Origin of the sequence: Streptomyces sp. NBC_01546 (assembly GCF_045208355.1) — a bacterium.
Classification (GTDB): domain Bacteria; phylum Actinomycetota; class Actinomycetes; order Streptomycetales; family Streptomycetaceae; genus Streptomyces.
On sequence record NZ_CP109379.1, the window covers coordinates 6,690,788 to 6,710,141 of the forward strand.

Here is a 19,354-nt window from a genome sequence, read left to right on the forward strand (position 1 = left end):
GCGAGGAGCAGACACACCATGGCGTTCATGAGCAGGAACAACGCTCGCCCGGAGGACCGGCCGCTTCTGCGGGAGCTGATCCACATCCCGGAGTCGGTATCCACCTCCGACTTCGTGCTGAAGCTGAACGAGGCGGTCACCCCCGAGGGGGCCGAGGCAGCCCTGAAGGACTACGTCGTCACCGACCGGCTGCTGGGTAACTTCGACGAGGCCCTTGACCTGATCAAGTCGGCGCTCGACAGTCACTCGTCGAAGGCGGCATATCTGCACGGTTCGTTCGGTTCCGGTAAGTCGCACTTCATGGCGGTGCTTTACGCGCTGCTCTCGCGTAATCAGGCCGCTCGGAACCGCAGCGAGCTCGATCCGGTGCGGGCCCGGCACTCCTGGCTGGACGCGGACGACCGCAAGTTCCTGCTGGTGCCTTACCACATGCTCGGCTCCAAGTCTTTGGAGCAGCGGGTGCTCGGCAAGTACGTGGAGCACGTACGCAAACTGCATCCGGACTGCCCGCTGCCGCAGGTCTACCGGACCGACGGGATCTTCGAGGACTTCGCCGAGCAGCGCCGCCGTAACGGCGACGACTGGGTGATCGCACAGCTCGCCGATGCCGGTGGCCAGGAGGACGAATGGGGTGATTCTTTCACCTGGACCAGCAGCCTTCTGGACGAGGCCATGGATGCGGTGGAGGAGCACGAGAACACCAAGAGCCTCGATCTGGACAATCCCTCCACGCCGAGGGACCTGCGGGCTCGCCTCGTGCAGGACCTCACAAGGACGCTGTTCCCCGCCTTCGCGCGCAATGCTTCCGAGGACGTCAGCGGCTTCATCTCCCTCGATAGGGGGCTCAGCGTTATCGCGGCGCACGCCAAGGCGCTGGGCTACGACGGGCTCATCCTGTTCATGGACGAGCTGATCCTGTGGCTGGCCACTCTCATCCACGACCAGAAGGTGCTGGGCAGGGAATCCAGCAAGGTGACGAACTTCGTGGAGGGCGGTGACGAGCGGCGTGCCATTCCCGTGGTGTCGTTCATCGCCCGTCAGCGTGATCTGCGTGAGCTGGTCGGTGAGGAGATGTCGGGTGCCGCCGAGGCGGCAGTGCAGGACACCTTGAAGCTCAACGGCGGGCGTTACGACGAGATCGTCCTGGAGGACCGCAACCTTCCTCAGATCGCGCAGGCTCGTCTGCTCAAGCCCGTGCCGGGGGCCGAGACGAAGGTGGACGCGGCGTTCGCCGAGGCCAAGAAGCTCGGCCCGGATGTGTGGGACACCCTGCTGGGCCACGACAAGTCCACCACCGGCGCGGACGAGGATGCTTTTCGGCGGACATACCCGTTCCCGCCGGCGTTCATGGACACCCTGGTGCACATCTCTGCCGCGCTGCAGCGCTCCCGCACCGGCCTGAAGCTGATGAGTCAGCTGCTCGTCGACCACCGTGACGACTGGCGGCTCGGACAGCTCGTGCCGCTCGGCGATCTGTATCCGGCGATCGCGGGCGGCGGCGACAAGGCGTTCAGCGGGGAGACCAACGTCCACTTCGAGGCTGCCGACAAGCTGTACCGGGACAAGCTGCGCCCGTACCTGCTGAAGACCAACCAGGTTACCGAGGACCAGGTCGAGGCGTACCGACGCTCTCCCGAGAGCCTGGGCGACCCGCAGCTCGCGGCCCGTTGCCGCGACTTCACCGGCGACAGCCGGCTCCTGCAGACCCTCTTGCTGTCGGCGCTCGCGCCCAGCGTGCCGGCGCTCGCCGACCTCACGTTGGCGCGGCTGCACGCCCTCAACCACGGTTCCATCACCACGCGCATCGCGGGCACCGAGGTCGGCCGGCTGGAGCAGAAGGTGAAGGAGTGGGCGGCGACCTTCCCCGAGATCAAGGTCGCCGGTACCGGGCCGGGCGCGGTGGTCCGTCTAGAGCTCACCGGCGTCGACCTGGACGCCGTCCTCGCCAACGCACAGGTCCACAACAACCTGGGCAACCGGCGCGCCAAGATGCGCAGCCTGCTGAAGGACGCGCTCGGGGTTGGCGACGGGCCCGGAGGCTTCGACGCATACGACGTGCTTGACCTTGTGTGGAAGGGCACCGAACGACAGATCGAGGTGGTCTTCGGCCACGTCGCCGACGTTGACTCGCTGTCCGAGGCGACCTTGCGGCCCAGCCAGGACGACGCCTGGCGGCTCGTCGTCGATTTCCCTTACGACGAGGGCGAGTTCGGTCCGATGGACGACCTGCAGCGGCTGCGTGCCTTGCGGGAGAAGCCGGGCGGCGACTCGCGGACCCTGGCCTGGCTGCCCACACACCTGACCGACGCCTCCCGCAGTGACTTCGAGCGTCTCGTTGTCATCGACAAGGCCCTCGCCGACGAGGCACGATTCGACTCCGAATTCGCGCGGAGCCTCAACGCTGACGACAAGGCGCGCGCCAAGAGCATGCTGCAGTCGCAGCGCAACATCCTCACCGAGCGTGTCACCCAGGCGCTGCGGCAGGCGTACGGGCTCGCGCAAAAGCAGGAAGGGGTCGTCGACCTCGGCTTCGACACGCACCTGGTCGCCCAGCAGGATGTGCCCGAGCTTCGGCTTCCGCTCGGTGCAGCGCTGGACGCTGCCGCCCGCGACCTGGTCGGCAGGCTGCTTGCCCACCAGTACCCTGCCCACCCCGACCTGGACCCCGATGGCGCCGGCAAGCCTGTGAAGCCTGCCGAGATCAGGACCGTCTTCGAGTACGTGCGCAAGGCCGCCGAGGACCGCGACGGACAGGTCGAGGTCGATGGCAAGGACCGCAAGACCATGGCGCGGATCGCGGGCGGCCTCGGCCTCGGCACCATGCGGGAGGCGTACTACCGGCAGTCCACCACCTGGCCTGACCACTTCACCAGCCAGGCCCGCCGGGACGGAACCGCCGAGCCGACTCTGGTCAAGCTCTCGGACTGGAGCGACCTTCCCGAGCCGCGCGGACTGCCCGAGCCGCTGCGCCGGCTGCTCGCAGCCGCCTACGCGGAGATGACCGACCGGGTGTGGGTACGCGGCGGTGTCCCCGTCGAACCGGCACCCGCACCGCATGAGCTGAAGCGCGACTACGCCCTGCGCGAGCAGGCGCTGCCCAGTGAGGATGACTGGACCGAGGCGCGCAAGCGGTACGAGACCGTGCTCGGGGACCGGGCGCCGCAACTGCGTCGCGGGCGGATCGTCAACCAGTTCGCTGGACAGATCAAGCAGGCTGCCGCTGTGCTCGCCCAGGACGCAGGGCGGCTCGTTGGGGAACTGGAGAAGCACCGTTCCTTCCTGCGCCTCGACGACGACTCGCCCCGCCTCGTCCTTGCCCGGCGGGCGCAGGAGCTGGTGAAGTCGGTGACGGAGGCCGGCATAGACGCCAAGGCCGTCGTTGACCGGCTCGCACGCTTCGACCTCGGTGACTTCACCGCACACCGCTACGCCATGTCCCTCAAGGGCGCGGGGAAGGTCGCTGCCGCGCTGCAGAACACCAGCTGGGACCAGCTGGGCCTGGCCGACACCCTCGGTGTGGACGGCGCGGCTGTCCTGGAGCGGGTGCGAGATGCCGCCGCCGGCGATCCGGGGGACTACCCCGACCTGCCGGGCGTGTTGCAGGCCAGTGGCCGGGAGGTGCTGTCCCTGCTGAGGTCCCGGCAGACCACGGCCGAGCGGCCCCAAGCTCCCGCCACCCCGTCGCCGAGCTCGGACGACGTGGAGCTGATCGGCGGCTCCGCTCACCCGCAGGTGCTGCCGGAGCCGGTGGCGCAGCCGGGGCCCCGTACGCAGTCTCGGTCCGTAGTCCGCTCCGGCGGTGGGCGGACCACCGCAGCGCGGGCTGCCGCCGAGTTGCAGGCGGAGATCGCGGCGCTCGCGGCCGAGAACCCCAACGCCACCGTCGAGGTCGTCTGGAAGGTTGTCGACTGATGTCCGACACCGTCACCACAGTGCCTGCGTCCGCCGGTCTTGCGCGGCTGCCGGCGGGGACCGTCCGCCAGTATCTCGCCGCCCGCAGCCGGCTCGGTGACGGCACGGTCCGCGTCTTGCTGCTGCGGGCCGATCCGGCCTGGGACGGGCCCGCCGTGCAACAGACAGCGGGCGGGCTGCGGGCGCGCGTGGCCGTCGGGCCCTCGGTATTGGCCGTACACGAGCAGATCCTGAGCCACCTCGACGCGGCAACTGCCCCCGACCCCAAGGTCCTAGTCGTCCTCACCGACCGCGAGGACACCGACCTCGACCCCGGGCTGCTCGCCCGCGCCTACGGCGGCAGGATCCGGTCCGTCGACAACTGGGAGGTCGTGCAGGAGGCGTTCGACGCACGCGGCCTCGACGGGCGACTGCGCAGCGAGACCTGGGCGGCCGAAGCGCTCCTGGACGCGGCAGCCACCCGCGGCTGGCCCTCGCTGGGCAAGGGAGTGCTCTCCCGAGACGAGGCACTCACCCGCCTGGCCAGACGCCGTCTCAGGATCGGCCGTCACGATGCGGATGCGCTGGGCGGGCCGGCCGCACACGACGACGGAGACCGCATCGACCCCGTCGCACTGTTCCGTTGGGTCCTCACCCCTGGCGGTCCCGACCTCCTGCACGACCTGCGCGGACCGGAACGGGCCGGGTTGGCCCGCTTCCTCGCCGAACCCGAGCAGGGCGGCTCCACCGGAAAGATCATCACCGCCCTGGTGAACGCCGAACACGGGGCAGACGCAGCCGCCTACGCGGTCGTCTGCGCCGCCTTGTGGGGGCACGCGGAGGCCGACCACGACCTGTACCGGGCGCGAGGGCGCGCCGAGCGGTGGCTCGGCGAACAGCCTCCAGCCCAGGGCGACGACCTCGACAGATTCCTGACCTCCTTCGGATCCAGTGGCGAGGCGTTCGTCCGCGGGCTTGTCGACCGAGGCGAGCACCGGCTCGCCGACCCGGTCCTGACTCGGGCCGCACAGCTCGTGGCACAATTCGGGGCCCAGGCTGCCGCGACTGCCAGCCCGCTACTCTCGGCCGGACTCGATGCCCGCTTCACTGCGGCTGGTCGTGCCCTTGCCGACGGCGCCACCGACACGATCACCGCTGCCGTCACCGCACTGGCCGACCATGCTCTGGCCGCCGACGGCGCCACCCGCGCGCGAATCGAGCGGGTGAGGATGGCGGCGCGCTTGCGGCAGTGGCTTGTCGGCTCGCCTGAGGCCGATATCGCCTCGGTCGCTGACGGCACCGCCCGCCAGATCTGCGAACTCGGCTGGGTAGACCGGGCCTTGGAATACCTCGAAGCAGGCGGCGACCCGGACGACGTACTCGCCGACGCGTACAGCCGGATCGGCGCGCAGGCGCGGGACAAGCGCCGCGAGCTGGACCGTGCATTCTCCGAGCGGCTTGCTGTGTGGACCGCGGATGGGACCGCCCCCGGCGCCATGCTCACCGTGGAGAGCTTGCTGGACCGCGTTGTCGCACCCGTCGTGGCCAGCCCCGGCCGACGGGTCCTGCTCCTGCTCGTGGATGGGATGAGCGCGGCGATAGCTGCGGAGCTCGGCGAAGAACTTCGGGGACAGTGGGCGGAGTTCGACCCCCTGCCTGCTGCGGCCGGAGCGCCTGTTCGGCGCGCCGTGGCTGCCGCGCTGCCCACCCTCACAGCCGTATCCCGAACCTCGTTGTTCGCGGGCACCCTGATGAAGGGCGATCAGAGCGACGAGAAGCGGCTCTTCCCCCAGCACTCCTGCTGGAACGGGGCACCGGCGGTCGTCTTCCACAAGGATGACCTGCGCGGCCCCGACACCGGCTCGCCCTTCTCCAGCGCCCTCACCGAAGCCCTCGCCGACGAGCGCACCCATGTCGCGGTCGTACTCAACACGGTCGACGACCGCCTCGGCAAGGAGCAGAAACTCGGCGACGGCGCGTGGCAGGCCAAGGAAATCGGCGGTCTGGAACCGTTGCTGCGGGCTGCCCGCGCGTTCGGCATGACCGTGCTACTCACCTCCGACCACGGACACGTAGTCGAGCGGCGCGGCACCAAGCTCGATGCGGCCAGCGGCACAATCGGCTCGGCCCGCCACCGCACTCCTGGTGGACCCGTCGCCCCGGCCGAGATCGAGCTGTCAGGACCTCGGGTGGTCTGGCCAGAGCCCGGATCCCAGATCGTCGCGCTGCGGGACCACGACACCCGGTACACCGCGCTCAAGGCTGGCTACCACGGCGGGGCAACTCTCGCCGAGTTCACCATCCCGCTCCTCGCCCTGCTTCCCTTCGGCGCCGAGCCGCCGATCGGATGGCGGGAGCTGGGCGACCCGACACCCTCCTGGTGGACGGAGGACGCCGAGGGCGGTGTCGTCGTCGAGGCCGGCGCCAAGAACGTAGCGGACGCAGGTGCCATGCCCGACGCCGCCGTCGCGAGCCCGCGCCGGAAGCAGACCAGGAAGGCCGCCCCGCCCGCGCCCGAGGGCGCCATCAGCCTGTTCGGAGAGGACGAGGTGGCGCCCCCCGTACCGCCCGAGCCCGCCGACTCCGCGGCCGAGCCCGAGACCGCATCCACCTTCAACCAGCCCGAAGACCCGGCTGTTGCCCTGGTCGAGCGGCTCATGGCCACCGAGCTGTACCAGGAACAGCTGGACCTGCTCGCCCGTAAGCCACGCGACAAGACCGTCCTTCCGAAGGCACTGGTCGCGCTTGTCGAGGCCGGCACCCTGCCGATGACCGCTCTTGCCGAGCGAGCGGGCCAGTCCGCCACCCGTGCACCCGGCTTCGCAGCGACCCTCGCGCAGCTCCTCAATTACGACGGTGCCCAGATCCTGGAGATCCTCCCTGACAACCGCACCCTGCGCCTGCACCGCGCCCAGCTGATCGACCAGTTCGGGCTGTGAACCAGTGCAGTGCGCCTGCGTCGGGCGGGCCGGTCTCCCGGCCCGCCCGGTCCGCGTGCCGGATGTCAGGCGTTGGCGTCGGAATCCGGCCAGGTGGGCGGCCGGATGGGAGACTGTTCGGGTGAACGCGTTTGGATCTTCAGCATCAGGGGCTGCCGCCCCGGTCGGCGTCGTGCGACGTCGCGCCGTGGTGGATGCGCTGCGGCGCGGCGCTGTCCCCGAAAGCGGCCTCGACCTGCTCGCGACCGGCCTGGGCCGCTTCGAAGGAGCAATCGACGAGGAACTGGACGCCGTCGCCAGCGGCGGCTCGGTGTTCAAGGCTGTGCGTGGCGAGTACGGATCCGGCAAGACCTTCTTCACACGCTGGCTCGGCGAACGCGCCAAACGACGCACGTTCGCCGTAGCCGAAGTGCAGGTGTCGGAGACCGAGACCCCACTGCACAAGCTGGAGACCGTCTACCGGCGGCTCACCGAACGCCTGACCACCGTGAGCTTCCCGCCGAGCGCGCTGCGGCCGGTCGTCGACGCGTGGTTCTACGCGCTGGAGGAGGACGCACTCGCCGACGGAGCGAGCGAGGCCGAGCTGCCGCAGGCCGTAGATCGGCTTCTCACTGCCCGGCTTGCCGAGGTCTCCCGACACGCCCCCGCATTCGCCACCGCCCTACGCGGATACAAGCAGTCCCTGGACGCCGGAGACGAGGCCACCGCCGCCGCGGTCATGGCCTGGCTCGGTGGCCAGCCACACGTCGCCGCAGCCGCCCGGCGCAGCGCAGGCGTCCGCGGCGACCTGGACCACTTCGGTGCCTTCGGCTTCTTGCAGGGCCTGCTCACCGTGCTCCGAGATGCTGGGCACGCCGGACTCGTCCTCGTCCTTGACGAAGTGGAGACCCTGCAACGGGTCCGTTCCGACGCACGCGACAAAGCACTCAACGCGCTCCGGCAGCTCATCGACGAAGTCCACTCCGGCCGCTTCCCCGGCCTGTACCTCGTCATCACCGGAACGCCCGCCTTCTACGACGGACAGCAGGGCGTACAGCGACTCGCACCACTCGCCCAGCGTCTCGCTACCGACTTCACCACCGACCCCCGCTTCGACAACCCACGGGCCGTCCAGATCCGGCTGCCCGGATTCACCGAGCAGTCACTGACCGGCCTGGGCGCCACCATCCGCGACCTGTACGCGGACGGCTCCCAGTCCCCCGACCGGATCAAGCAGCTCGCCGACGACGCGTACCTCACCGACCTGGCACGGGCCGTGGGCGGTGCTCTCGGCGGAAAGGTCGGAGTAGCACCACGGCTGTACCTGAAGAAACTGGTCGGAGATGTGCTCGACCGGATCGACCAATTCCCCGACTTCGACCCGCGCACGCACTACAAGCTCACGGTCTCCGGCGGCGACCTCACCGCCACCGAACGGAACTTCGCTGCGCCCACGCCGACCGCCTCCGCGGACGACCTCGACCTCGAGCTCTGAAGAGCCCTTCCTCGACGCCCCGACCTCAGACGACCAGCGCAGGAGCCAAAGACGTGCAGGACCAGCCGCGCGCCACCGACCCGGTGGAACGCCTCGACCCGGTAGTCCTGCACCACATCGTCAACACGCTCGGATGGCCGGACCTGCGCCCCCTGCAGAAGGCCGCCGTGCACCCGCTGATGGACGGTGAGGACGCGATCCTGCTCGCGCCGACCGCCGGCGGCAAGACGGAGGCCGCCACCTTCCCGATGCTGTCCGCAATGCGGGAAAAGCACTGGACCGGCACCTCCGTCCTCTACCTGGCCCCCCTCAAGGCCCTCCTGAACAACCTGGTGCACCGCGTCGACAGCTACGCCCAGTGGCTGGGCCGCCGAGCCGCGCTCTGGCACGGCGACACCCCCGAGTCCGTACGCCGCCGCATCCGAACAGAGTCCCCCGACTTCCTGCTGACGACGCCCGAGTCCCTCGAAGCGATGCTCATCAGCGTCAAGACCGACCACACGCACATGCTGGGCCGCGTACGCGCCGTCGTCGTCGACGAGGTGCACGCCTTCGCAGGAGACGACCGCGGCTGGCACCTGCTCGCCGTACTCGAACGCCTGGAACGACTGGCCGGCCAACGGATCCAGCGCATCGGCCTCTCCGCCACCGTCGGCAACCCCGACACTCTGCTCACCTGGCTCCAGGGCGCCAGCCCCGCCGACCGCCCCGGCCGAGTCGTCGCACCCGGAGTGACCCTGCCGGGCAGCGGGACCGCAGCAGCCGACGCCGAGAATCTCCCGCGCCCCGCAGGAGAGGTGGAACTCGACTACGTCGGATCCCTCGCCAACGCTGCCAAAGTAATTGCCGCCCTGCACAAGGGCGAAAAACGGCTCGTCTTCTGCGACTCCCGCAGGCAGGTCGAAGAGCTCGGCGCGGCACTACGAGCCCGAGACGTCACCGTGTTCCTCTCTCACGCCTCCCTCTCCACCGACGAACGTGCCCGCTCCGAGCAGGCCTTCGCCGAAGCACGCGACTGCGTCATCGTCTCCACCTCAACCCTCGAACTCGGCATCGACGTCGGCGACCTCGACCGCGTCATCCAGATCGACTCACCCAGCACGGTGGCCTCCTTCCTGCAACGCATCGGCCGTACCGGACGCCGCAGCGGCACCTCCCGTAACTGTCTCTTCCTCGCCACCCGGCCCGATGCCTTCCTCCAAGCCGCCGGCCTGCTCACCCTGTGGTCCCGAGGCTGGGTCGAACCCGTCACCCCGCCTCCCTCACCCCGTCATCTCGTCGCACAACAAATCCTCGCTGTCACCCTGCAGGAACACCGCCTCGGCGACCGCCTGTGGCCCGAACAATGGAACGGTCTGGCTCCCTTCGACCGCTCCGCTGGCCCTCTCTTGTCCCACCTCGTCGAAGGCGGCTTCCTCGACAGCGACGGCGGCATGCTGTTCATTGGCACCGAAGCCGAGAAACACTTCGGCCGACGCCACTTCATGGAGCTGACCGCTTCCTTCACGGCACCGCCTGAGTTCACCGTGCTTGCCGGACGCAAGGAGATCGGGACCACCGACCCCACCGTCCTCACCGAGGAACGCCCAGGCCCGCGACGCCTACTCCTGGCCGGCCGCAGCTGGCAGGTCACCTTTATCGACTGGGCTCGACGTCGCGCCTTCGTCGAACCCGTCGAAGACGGAGGCATCGCCAAATGGCAGGGAAGCGAAGCCCGCGGCCTCTCCTACGCCCTCACCCGCGCCATGCGCGACGTCCTCCTCGGCACAGACCCCGACGTCCGCCTCACCCGCCGCGCGACGGCCACCCTTGCCGAACTCCGCATGGACCGAGCACCCCACGAAGTACACCCGGCGGGCACCCTCCTGGTCCGCAACGCAGACGCCACCCGCTGGTGGACCTGGGCCGGCTACCGCGCCAACGCCACTCTCACAGCTTCCCTCGGAAACCTTGCTGACCCCGTTCAGCGCCCTACAGACACCCACGTCCGTCTCCGCCAGGACCTTAGGCTTGATGACTGGAACACCGCCCGCGCCGAACTCCCCAACTCTCTGACCCTGCCCACCGTCGACCCGCGTGCTGTCCGCGGCCTCAAATTTTCCGCCGCCCTGCCGCCGCCACTCGCCACCTCTACGCTTGCCGCGCGCCTGGCTGACTTCGACGGGGCCCTCGCCGCCGCCCGCGAGCTCGTGAGGGTGGAATGGGGCAGATGAACGCCCCTGCCCCTGGTCCGCCGACTCAATGTGATTCGTCGACGTCCTCCTCCTCGGCGCCTTCTTGCTCAACTGTTCGCCGGTGGTGGGGATGGTCCTCGTCCATCTTGCGGGCCAGGTGTAGTGGTGTTGGGTGGGACTGGCGGTAGTCCCAGGCTGCTGCTTGGTTGGTGAGGATGGCCGCAGCCTTCCCCATCCATTCGGGATCTTCCTCGGGGTCGAGTGCAATGGCGGTGAAATGGGTGCTGGTGTGCGCGTAAAAGATCTTACGGAGGCTGTCTTCCGCCTCAGTTGACCAGCGAGTCCAGTCACGGCCTGGGCGGTGCTTCAGTTCGGCATAGTTTTTCGGAACGTTCGGTAGGGCGAAGCTGGCGGTTCGCAGATGGTCAGGGCCAGGCGCCTGGAGTTGGAAGAGGACGCGTACGGTGTGGTTGTCCTGCTTGGCCCACTGCCCTGTGGACTTGTCCAGCACCCACCGTTCGGTACCTACAGGGCGGGCAAGGCGTCGGGAGAAGGGCAGAACGCGTACGACACCGATGGGACGTTGCGTGGAGGGCAGGGTGCCACCAGGGAGCCATCGCGGGGTGTTCAGTTCCGGGGGCTGTTCGCCGGCCAAGGACAGATCGCGAAGGCCGGTCCAGATCCGTTCCGTGGCATCGCCGTCCACGTAGACGATGTAGGGGCGCTGGTGCGGTAGCTGACGGCGGACTGCGGCGAGGGCGTTGTGGGCGGCCTGTGCAATCTGCTCCTCGTCCATCGGGATGCCGAGGTCGTCGGCGTGGAGTTGGGTGGTGGCCTGGACGTAGGGCTGCCAGCGGTCGCTGCGTGGGGACCATGCCCAGGTCTGCCAGGGCCCGCCGGCGGTGCCGTTCGCCGGACGCATGGCGGTGAAGGTGAGGGTGACGGGTGCTGGCTGCTGGTTTCCTGGGCGGCTGGCTGTTGAGCGGGTGGCGTGGCGTCGCAGCCAGAGGCCGATGTGCCAGACGTCGTTGAGTCCGATGGGCGCGAAGGCGTGGCTGAGGCGGGTGTCTACGAGGCCGTGGCGGCGTAGGAGGTCGCGGACTGCGTTGAGAGCGGTGTGCTGCTTCTTCTTCTGCCAGGCCGCGCGTCGCTTGGCCTCTGCTTGTGCCGAGGGCTTGGCTTTCGGCCTTGCCGCTTGGATGGTTTCATCGCCGGTCTCTTCGCCGACTTGCTCACCGAGCGCAGGCGGCTTCTCGGCCATGTGCTGCAGGTACTGGGTGCCGATCCCGTGCGTGGCCAGGGCGCGCTGGGAGAGGTGCTTGCCGTCCTGCCGTTCAAGCTCTTCTCGCTGGGCGTGCGGGGTGTGGGCGTTGGTCTGAGGACCTTGAGTTTCACCGAAGACGGAGACCGTCCACCCGGGGCGGGGCTGCAGCTCGGGGTGGTGGTGCAGAAGCTCTCGGCGCTGTTCCGAGGTCATCGTGCCGTGAGCCAAGATGTTGTGCTTGTCGTGGCGAAGAACGATTTCGACTCGGTCGTCAGCGCAGCGGTGGGTGGTATTGGGGCCGGTGAGGGCGTCAGCCGGTAGGCCGAACTGTGTGACGAGAGCCTGACGCATGCGGGCGCAGACACTCTCGGTATTCCAGAGCGCGACGATCTTCAGCTTTCTGATGTGTGCCGCGTCCAGGGTGATGGGAATGTCTTCCGGCTGGATGAGTCCCTTGTGGACTCGTTCACCGGGGACATGGGGCAGAGGCAGCTTGGGCACGGCAAGAAAGCGGGGCTGACGTGCCGCCAGTTCGGGATTGACAGCAGCAACCTGTTGCTCGACTTGCCGGTAGAACTCCATGCCCATGCCGCGGCCCAGCGGAGCGGACTCGGTCTTGGGCTGGATGGCCCGTAGAGAACCGAGCGCCGAGAGGCTGATGGTTTCCAGGTCATCCGGGAGGACCGATAGGCCCCTGAGGTCCCGTGGCCTAGGGAGGTCTCCTTTGCCGGCCAGGCGGCGGGCCACTGCGACCATCGGCACATTGAGGCGGGGCGCCGTACGAGGTCCGTCGGTGCGGGCGGCAAGCAATAGTGGCAGACCAGGAAGGTGATGGGTGATCGTGCGCACCTTGTACCAGGAGCGGGCCAGCAAGGTGGCGGACGCGCTGATGTTCAGGACGGGCTCGGACAGGTGACCACTGGTGCCCTGGGAGACGGCGAGGCGTGGCATCTGGTACCGACACTGCCCGTGGCGGTTGGGAGGCCCGGGGATGGTGTGGTCCCACGCATTGAGGACACCGAGGGTGTCCATGCGCCAGGTGATCTCCTGTCCGTCAAGGGTCCACGGGCTTGCTGCTAGTTGTTCGGCGAGGTTCCACGCTGCGAGTTCGGCTGCCCACCAGTGTTCCGTCTGCCCGCCGCGGATAGCTGGAAGCGGGGCCGGTCCTGGGATGGGGGCAGTGCTGGCCGCGATGTCACCCAGCAGCTGACCGAGTTGCTCTCCCGTTTGTCCGGGCAGGACGGCTTCGGCCCAGAAGGTCAGCACGTCCTGCAGGTCCTCGGGATCGATCTGAGTGCGAGCGACGATCCGGATCGTGCCGTCGCTGTGCAGCAGCCAGCGCACCCAGTCCCCGTGGACGGCCCGCAGCACGCTGTCGAGTGCTCGGTAGGGCGGTTGGACGTCCTTCTTACCGACGGTCTTCTCGTAGGCGGCGCTTAGGTCGTACCAGGCGTCGGCGGCGCGCCGGGGCAGGAGGTAGGTCACGATGCGACCGCAGACGGCCGAGGTGATGCAGTAGGCGAGGTGGCGCAGACGCTTGCCGCGGAAGGGAGGAGGTTCGCTAGAAATGACCGGCTCCTGTGGAGGTGAGTCCGCGGCCCTGGTTCAGTCGGTTGATCAGGTCAGAGCTGGCAGCCGCGTAGTGGAGGAAGCTCTCGGCCGTCCGACCATGAACGGCACCGGTCCGGAGGAGCTCGTCCTCCGTATAGGACTCGTACAGCATGCGGAGGAGGGCGGGTAGATCACTTCCCCAGCTGGTGTCATGGAAGGCGCCGTCGAGGAAGTGGAACTCGACGTCGGTCTGCCCACGGCGCCCACGGCCGGCCAGCTGGGTGATGTTTCCGACCACGGTGGCGACGAGGTCGCACTTGAGGTCCGGGTGCAGTGCGGTGAATCGCTTGGGCGAGCCGAGCAGGAGCTGGATGCGTTCAATCGCGAGGGCTCGAGCGTGGCGCAGAGCGCGGGCGAGGTCGTCGTATGGCTGCAGGTGCCGGTAGACGTGGCCCGCGATGTTGGCGGCCATGTCCGCTGGGGAATCCAGCGGCATGACGGGCCGGATAGCGAGGGCGATGAGGCCGATAGCTGATTCTCGACGGCCGTCCGATCCTTCAGCGAGTACGTTCAGGCAACGGGCGCAGCGCGTCAGGGGTGCGACCATCACGTCACCATTAAGTGCGACCAGGTCGACGAAGCGGTCGCGGGTGATGCGCCCGATCTGCTCGGGAATGCGGGGCAGCCTAGCCGTGACGCCGGGGTCGTCGGACTCGGCGGCGAAGATACTCATGCTGATGTCCTCGCGGACCAGCCCTTCGTGGAGGCCGTGGGCGAAGATGCGGTCCTGAACGTAGGAGTTGGTGGCCACCAGTCCGTGGGCACGATGACGTGTGGCGGGGTCAGCCCGTAGTCGGGCAAGCGAGACGGCCAGTTCGGGGGCCCATGCGAATGCCAGGTCGTAGACGTTGTCCTCGCGCTCGGAGAGACGCGTCCCACCCACCGCGATGGAGGACCCGTTGCGCTGCGGGGTGCTGGCGAAGAAGTCGATGCGGCCAGCGTTGTCGTCACACATCCACCAGGTCGGCGGGACAATCAGATGCGTGGCGGCGGCCCGGGGCAGGAATCCGGTAGCCGACATGCCCAGGACTGACCGCTGGTGGCCCGCGGCAGCCAGGGCGACTACGTCACCGAGGTAGGCGGTGTGAATGTGCGGGTCGCCGCGCAGCATTTCCAGGGTCAGCCGGGGCCGACCAGAGGGGTCTTCGATACCGTCGATACGGAACCCGATGATCAAGTGGCCGAGTGGGCCATAGGGAATGACGGTAGCGCCATCGTAAAGCCCGGTCTCATCTGCGAGCTTATGGGCCGAGCGCAGTCCGGATTCGCGGAGCTCATCGGCTTTGCGTGCTAGCTCGAACACGCAACGCTGGAGTGTGGACAGCCAGGTCTTCATCATCAGGCTGTGTAGGGCGCCAGCAGTCTGGATCTCAAGCCAGCGCTCGTGTTCGGCGAGGTCGTCAGGCAGGTTCTCGGCCCAGAACTCCTTGTCGTCACCGTATGCGTCCTCATCGAAGGGGAAGTTCCCCCGGAGGACCGGTAGGAGGCACTCTCGGAGCTGTGCCTTGATGGCGGACGCGTGACTTTCGGCCTGCGAGCCTTCCCGTTCGTCGAGGCTGAGCATGTCTTCCAGCAGGCGCCGAGCGGGCCGCAGGGCGGGTCGCAGTTGATCGAGCGGGACGCGGTCCTTGGGCCGTACTGCCGCGGCGGGCATGAGTGCCGTGAGCTCCTCGCGCTGAGCGGCGTCGGCCTGACTGTCGGGATCGACGCCGATGAGGAGTTCAAGCAGGTCCCGGTCGTAGCGACTGGCTTGGTACCAGTGCTGACGGTACTGGCGGCTGCGCGCCACAGCGCCGGCGTCTTTGCCCGCGGCCAGCAGGCGGGCTTCATGGGGCTCGGGGCGGATCACGGATTCCGCCACCAGGTCGAGGAACTGCTCGGCCAGGTACTTCATGCGGGTTACCGGGCGGCGGAAAGCCAGAGAGACAGCGGGTGCGACATGATCCATGTCCGCTTCCAGATCACGCAGGACCGTGGTGCGGTTGCTGTGATCGGCCAAGACCGCTTGCTTGGTGTTCTGAGTGAAACCGGCAGCCTGGAATTGATCGACCTCGTCGATCGTGACCTGATGAGAGATCCGTAGCAGCAGCTCCTGAGCGCTGATGCTGCTGCGGATGACACCGTCGATGGAGACGGGCACGGAGATACGGCCGGACAGAAGAAACGCATGGTTGGTGACGATCACCGACGCCGTGGCGGCGGCGGTGATCTGATCGAACTTTCCGCAGTCCTGGACATAGCGGCACAGATGGCGGGGATTGGGCACGTCGGGCGGAAGGCCCGGCCGCACCCATGTGCGGCAGGGCTCCTGACCACCGCGGACGCCCGGCTTCACCTCCACCATGTCGCTGACGGGGCATCCGTAACCGGCCTGGTCGATGCGATCCAAGACCTTGGGGCCAAGCAGGCTCAGAGGGACACCATCGTTGTCAGCCTTGACGCTCTTCAGCGTGAACTCATGGCGCCCGTGCGGGGAAGTGAGCGGTGTACAACGACGCCTCGGCGCATCGCCATGACTGCTGAGCCTGTTCAAGACCCCGTCGATGATGGCAGCCTCGACGTAAACGTCGTCGTTCTCACCGGCCACGAAGACGACCGTGTATCCGAGCAGGGCCAAGTGGACACACAGCACCTGGGCTAGAACGTTCTTGCCTGCTCCGGTAGGCGCACTCAGATGCAGCAGCGCGCCGGCCCGTAGACTCATCCTGCAGTGCTGGCCTTCCCGGTAGCCCATAGCGGCGGTCAACAACACCAGCAACTGTCGATGACGGTAGGCGGGGCCATCGACAGTTGAGTCCATAAGGCTCGCGGTCAGCAGCAGGGCGTCCAAGTCCACCATGAGGTCGAGACAGGCGGCCTTGGTCGTGAACTGCGGCGGGTCGTAACGGGGCTTGCCATCAGCGGTGAAATCCACCTGGATGGCACGTCCGCCCAGAGAGGCTTGCCATCGGCCGTTCCCCGCGACGCGAACCTTGGCTGAGCCTCGCTGGGCACGCTCCGCCTGATCCAAGGCGCGGTCGGCGACTTCCAACGGAGCCTGGCCGTGGATGGGCACCAAGGTGAGGAGGCGGCCGGACGTGTCCACCTTGCCAGGCCGATAGCAGGCTTTGATCAGGTTGTCGTCATCGGAGGTCAGCAGCTCCGCCACCTGCTCGCGCATGCGGCTGTAGCTCGCCAGTTCCGGCGTCCGATGACGCAGCATGCGTCCAACACGTTGCTTTTCGGGGTACAGCAGGGATGCCCAGCCCCTCCAGGCAGCGGGGAAGCGTCCGGACAAGAGCCCCGCCGCTTGGCCCAGGTCCACGACAAAGGCGGATGCCTCCTCGTCCTTCGTAGGGAAGTAGTGCTCGGCCAGGGCAAGGGCGGCGACGAGACCACTCACGCCGCAGCTACCTGGGCAAGCAGCTGGCCCTCGGTCAGCACATGCCAGCCGAGTGGCCCCACAATTCCCTCCAACAGCCCTACGTATGACTTGAGATGGTCAGGGATCACAATGAACATGCGCGGGACTGACGTCTCCTTCGCCCGCAAAGACTCAGCAAGGCCATGCGTGTCCTTCCAGACCTTTGCGTCCAGCCGCCAGGTCTGTCCCCCTTTGCTGACATGCAAGTCATAGGCGTCACCGAACGGCCACAGCTCAACGTCTGCCCCCAGACCGAGCAGCTTGTCGCGCAGCGCGACCTCGAAAAGACCCGGCAAAGTGATCCACAGCCACAGCCCGTAGGAAAGGGCAAGGTGTTCCTCAGCGAGCAGCGGCTGGGGAAGGTTCACCCGAAGCTCGCCACTGAAGGTGAGGTGTGGCCTCGCGTTTGTGATCAGCATGCCGAACTCGGCACCACGGTCCCGATGCTCTTGCCAAGCGCAGCGGAAGGTCGCCCCGCCATCACGGTCTGGGAACGCGTGCATCGTCCACTGGCAGAACGGGCAGCGCGCACACCACCCGAGGAAGCTCCGGTCAGCAGGGATCTCGGTGTAGACGCACAGCTGGCGCAGTACCTGCGGCAAGCGGGCTACGGCCCGCCGCTTCTGCACCGGCGCCAGAATCAATCGTTCGCGTCCAGCGACATACTGCTCCTGTCCAGCAGCCATCAAAGCCATAACGAGACTGTGCTGGACAATCTCTGGTGACAGTCGAGCGAGGGGCGTGCCTGGCCGATACTTTGATACGGCGCGCATCACGCTGCGCAGATGCTGTACGTCGACATCGAGCCCGGAAGCTGATCCGAGAGGGAGCTCCTCGAACGCCAGCTGCAGCAAGGCGGCAGAGGCACGGCCCTCCGCGTCAAGCAACGTAAGGCCCTGAAGATCTTTGGGAACTCGGCCTCCGGGAAGGAGCTCTTCCAGCGGACCCGACAGCCCGCGGCGAAAGGCACCGAACCGCAGCGCACCCGCGCCCGGTCCATGTGCCCGCAAGTACCTGCCGTGGCTTTCCAGCAAGACATCCAACTTGGCCCTTGCCTCCCCCTCCGCCGTGGAGAGGTTTGACGCGGCAATCACGCATGCCTCCAGTGCCAGGCGCTGGGGAGCGCTGAGTTCATGCGCGCTGACCAACACGTCAGAGCCAGGCAAGGTCATACCTAATCCTCTACAGAAGAGCGATACGCACCGTTCGGCATCGATTCCTACCGCAGTGGAGGGTGCAACTGCCGCTTCCTTCACCCAAAGAGAGCAATCCCTTCCTCCGTCATGCCCCTCCTGCACCTTCAGCGACGTACGGATGGCGAACGATTGTTCCTGATCGTGTCTCTGGGTGCGGTCCGCTCCGACCTGTGAGGTCGGAGCGCCGGCTTTCTTGCATGGAAGGCATGCGTCACCAGTCGGCCCAGTGGTGTCCTTATGCGCGTCTGTTCCAGGCGTGAGGAATCTCCCCTCGACACTCGCCTTCCGGTCGTGCGTCAGAGGTCGCGCGTAGCGCCCATCGTGCACGTAACGCACATTGACCTTGCGTCCCTTCTGCGTCTCGCGTGCCGCTGACCAGGGGTCTTCTTTAACCTGTTATGCCTAGACCTGGTTCTTGTGACCCATCATGTCGACTGCGTCGCGATCCTTGAGCCTGCTGAGAAGGGCCGTTGACCTGCAGTTTTGTTGAGTGTGCATTATGTGCGTTACGGGCGATATCTTCACGCATGTCTGACGCACGTGACGCACGTTTGACGCACGCCCGGCTTGTTTGCTGACGTGTCGTCAGCAACAGAAAGCCGCCCTCCCAACCGGTATGACATCCGGGCTGGAGGGCGGCTTTCTGCTGTGCGGATACCCGTGGTGTGCCGTCTCCCGCTGCACCCACGGCCAACGGTGAGCTGCCACGCTCTGTAATCACCTCCCGGTGAGGAAATATGCCTGCGATGCTGAGCGTTAGGGGCATCCACGGAGAGGGGAGGTGTTGGAGCTGCGGTTGTTCCAGACAGCGGACGGGAACGTGAGCGAGTTCGCACCACGGCTTGCTGAGGCCGAAGCAGACGTGCAGCGCCTCGTAGAGGCGAACATGGAGGCGCTGTTGGGGGTTCGGTTCTTGGCGTCCGAGTACGGCACAGGACCCGTCCACGCCGGCCGAATCGATTCGTTGGGCCTCGACGCGAACGGGGCTCCCGTCGTTGTCGAGTACAAGCGCGGCACGGATCCAGGCGTGATCAACCAGGGACTCTTCTACTTGAGCTGGCTCGTGGACCATCGCAGCGAGTTTGAGCAACTGGTCCGCGACAGGCTCGGATCGGACGCTGCGGCCCGGGTGCTGTGGAGCGAGCCCAGGTTGATCTGCGTGGCCGGCGACTACACCCGTTACGACCTCCACGCTGTGCGTGAGCACTGGCGCAGCATCGACCTGGTCCGCTATCGCTTCTTCGGCACCCGCCTCATCGGACTGGAGACTCTGGCTGCTGCCACCGGGCGTTCGACGCACCGCAGGCGGAAGCAGCGCACCGAGCCGGTGGGGGCGGGGTGCAAGTCGATCGTCGAGCTGGCAGCAGCGGCGGACGAGGCCCTTCTCGGCCTCGGCGACGGC

The 19,354-nt window shown here is 67.5% G+C and carries 7 protein-coding genes and 1 pseudogene; 5 read left to right on the forward strand and 3 right to left on the reverse strand.

Going from position 1 to position 19,354, the window contains the following annotated elements:
* The first annotated feature begins 18 nt into the window (after positions 1–18).
* The 4 genes from OHA89_RS30700 (at position 19) to OHA89_RS30715 (ending at position 10,517) form a co-directional block, all read left to right on the forward strand.
* A complete protein-coding gene (locus OHA89_RS30700) occupies positions 19–3,912 on the forward strand; it encodes a phage resistance protein (RefSeq protein ID WP_406367569.1) in 3,894 nt (1,297 codons plus the stop codon).
* On the forward strand, positions 3,912–6,830 hold the full coding sequence (gene pglZ, locus OHA89_RS30705) for a BREX-2 system phosphatase PglZ (RefSeq protein WP_406367571.1): 2,919 nt from the start codon (positions 3,912–3,914) through the stop codon (positions 6,828–6,830). The genes OHA89_RS30700 and pglZ overlap by 1 nt, the downstream gene beginning before the upstream one ends.
* A gap of 121 nt (positions 6,831–6,951) precedes the next feature.
* Positions 6,952–8,304 carry a BREX system ATP-binding protein BrxD gene (gene brxD / locus OHA89_RS30710; protein ID WP_406367573.1) on the forward strand — a complete coding sequence of 451 codons (1,353 nt, stop codon included), beginning with the start codon at positions 6,952–6,954 and terminating at the stop codon, positions 8,302–8,304.
* A gap of 53 nt (positions 8,305–8,357) precedes the next feature.
* Positions 8,358–10,517 (forward strand): DEAD/DEAH box helicase, encoded by a 2,160-nt coding sequence (locus OHA89_RS30715; protein ID WP_406367574.1) that lies wholly within the window; start codon positions 8,358–8,360, stop codon positions 10,515–10,517.
* 25 nt (positions 10,518–10,542) lie between these two features.
* On the opposite strand, the gene OHA89_RS30720 is transcribed toward OHA89_RS30715, so the two are convergent.
* The 3 genes from OHA89_RS30720 to OHA89_RS30730 form a co-directional block, all read right to left on the reverse strand.
* Positions 10,543–13,227, reverse strand: a complete 2,685-nt coding sequence (locus OHA89_RS30720) for an RNaseH domain-containing protein (RefSeq protein ID WP_406367575.1) — start codon at positions 13,225–13,227, stop codon at positions 10,543–10,545.
* Between the two features lie 76 nt (positions 13,228–13,303).
* Complete coding sequence (locus OHA89_RS30725; RefSeq protein WP_406367576.1) at positions 13,304–16,735, reverse strand: hypothetical protein; 3,432 nt, start codon at positions 16,733–16,735, stop codon at positions 13,304–13,306.
* Positions 16,732–17,928: a hypothetical protein gene (locus OHA89_RS30730; RefSeq protein WP_406367578.1), complete on the reverse strand. Its 1,197-nt coding sequence runs from the start codon at positions 17,926–17,928 to the stop codon at positions 16,732–16,734. Before OHA89_RS30730 ends, OHA89_RS30725 begins: the two co-directional genes overlap by 4 nt.
* Positions 17,929–18,733: 805 nt before the next feature.
* Between OHA89_RS30730 and OHA89_RS30735 the strand changes: the two are divergent.
* A pseudogene (locus OHA89_RS30735) lies at positions 18,734–19,232 on the forward strand (transporter); the annotation flags it as partial.
* Positions 19,233–19,354: the final 122 nt, after the last annotated feature.

Coding starts and splice junctions, on each gene's coding strand:
- OHA89_RS30700 (WP_406367569.1), top strand. CDS start 19: ATGGCGTTCATGAGCAGGAACAACGCTCGCCCGGAGGACCGGCCGCTT.
- OHA89_RS30730 (WP_406367578.1), bottom strand. CDS start 17,928: ATGACCTTGCCTGGCTCTGACGTGTTGGTCAGCGCGCATGAACTCAGC.
- pglZ (WP_406367571.1), top strand. CDS start 3,912: ATGTCCGACACCGTCACCACAGTGCCTGCGTCCGCCGGTCTTGCGCGG.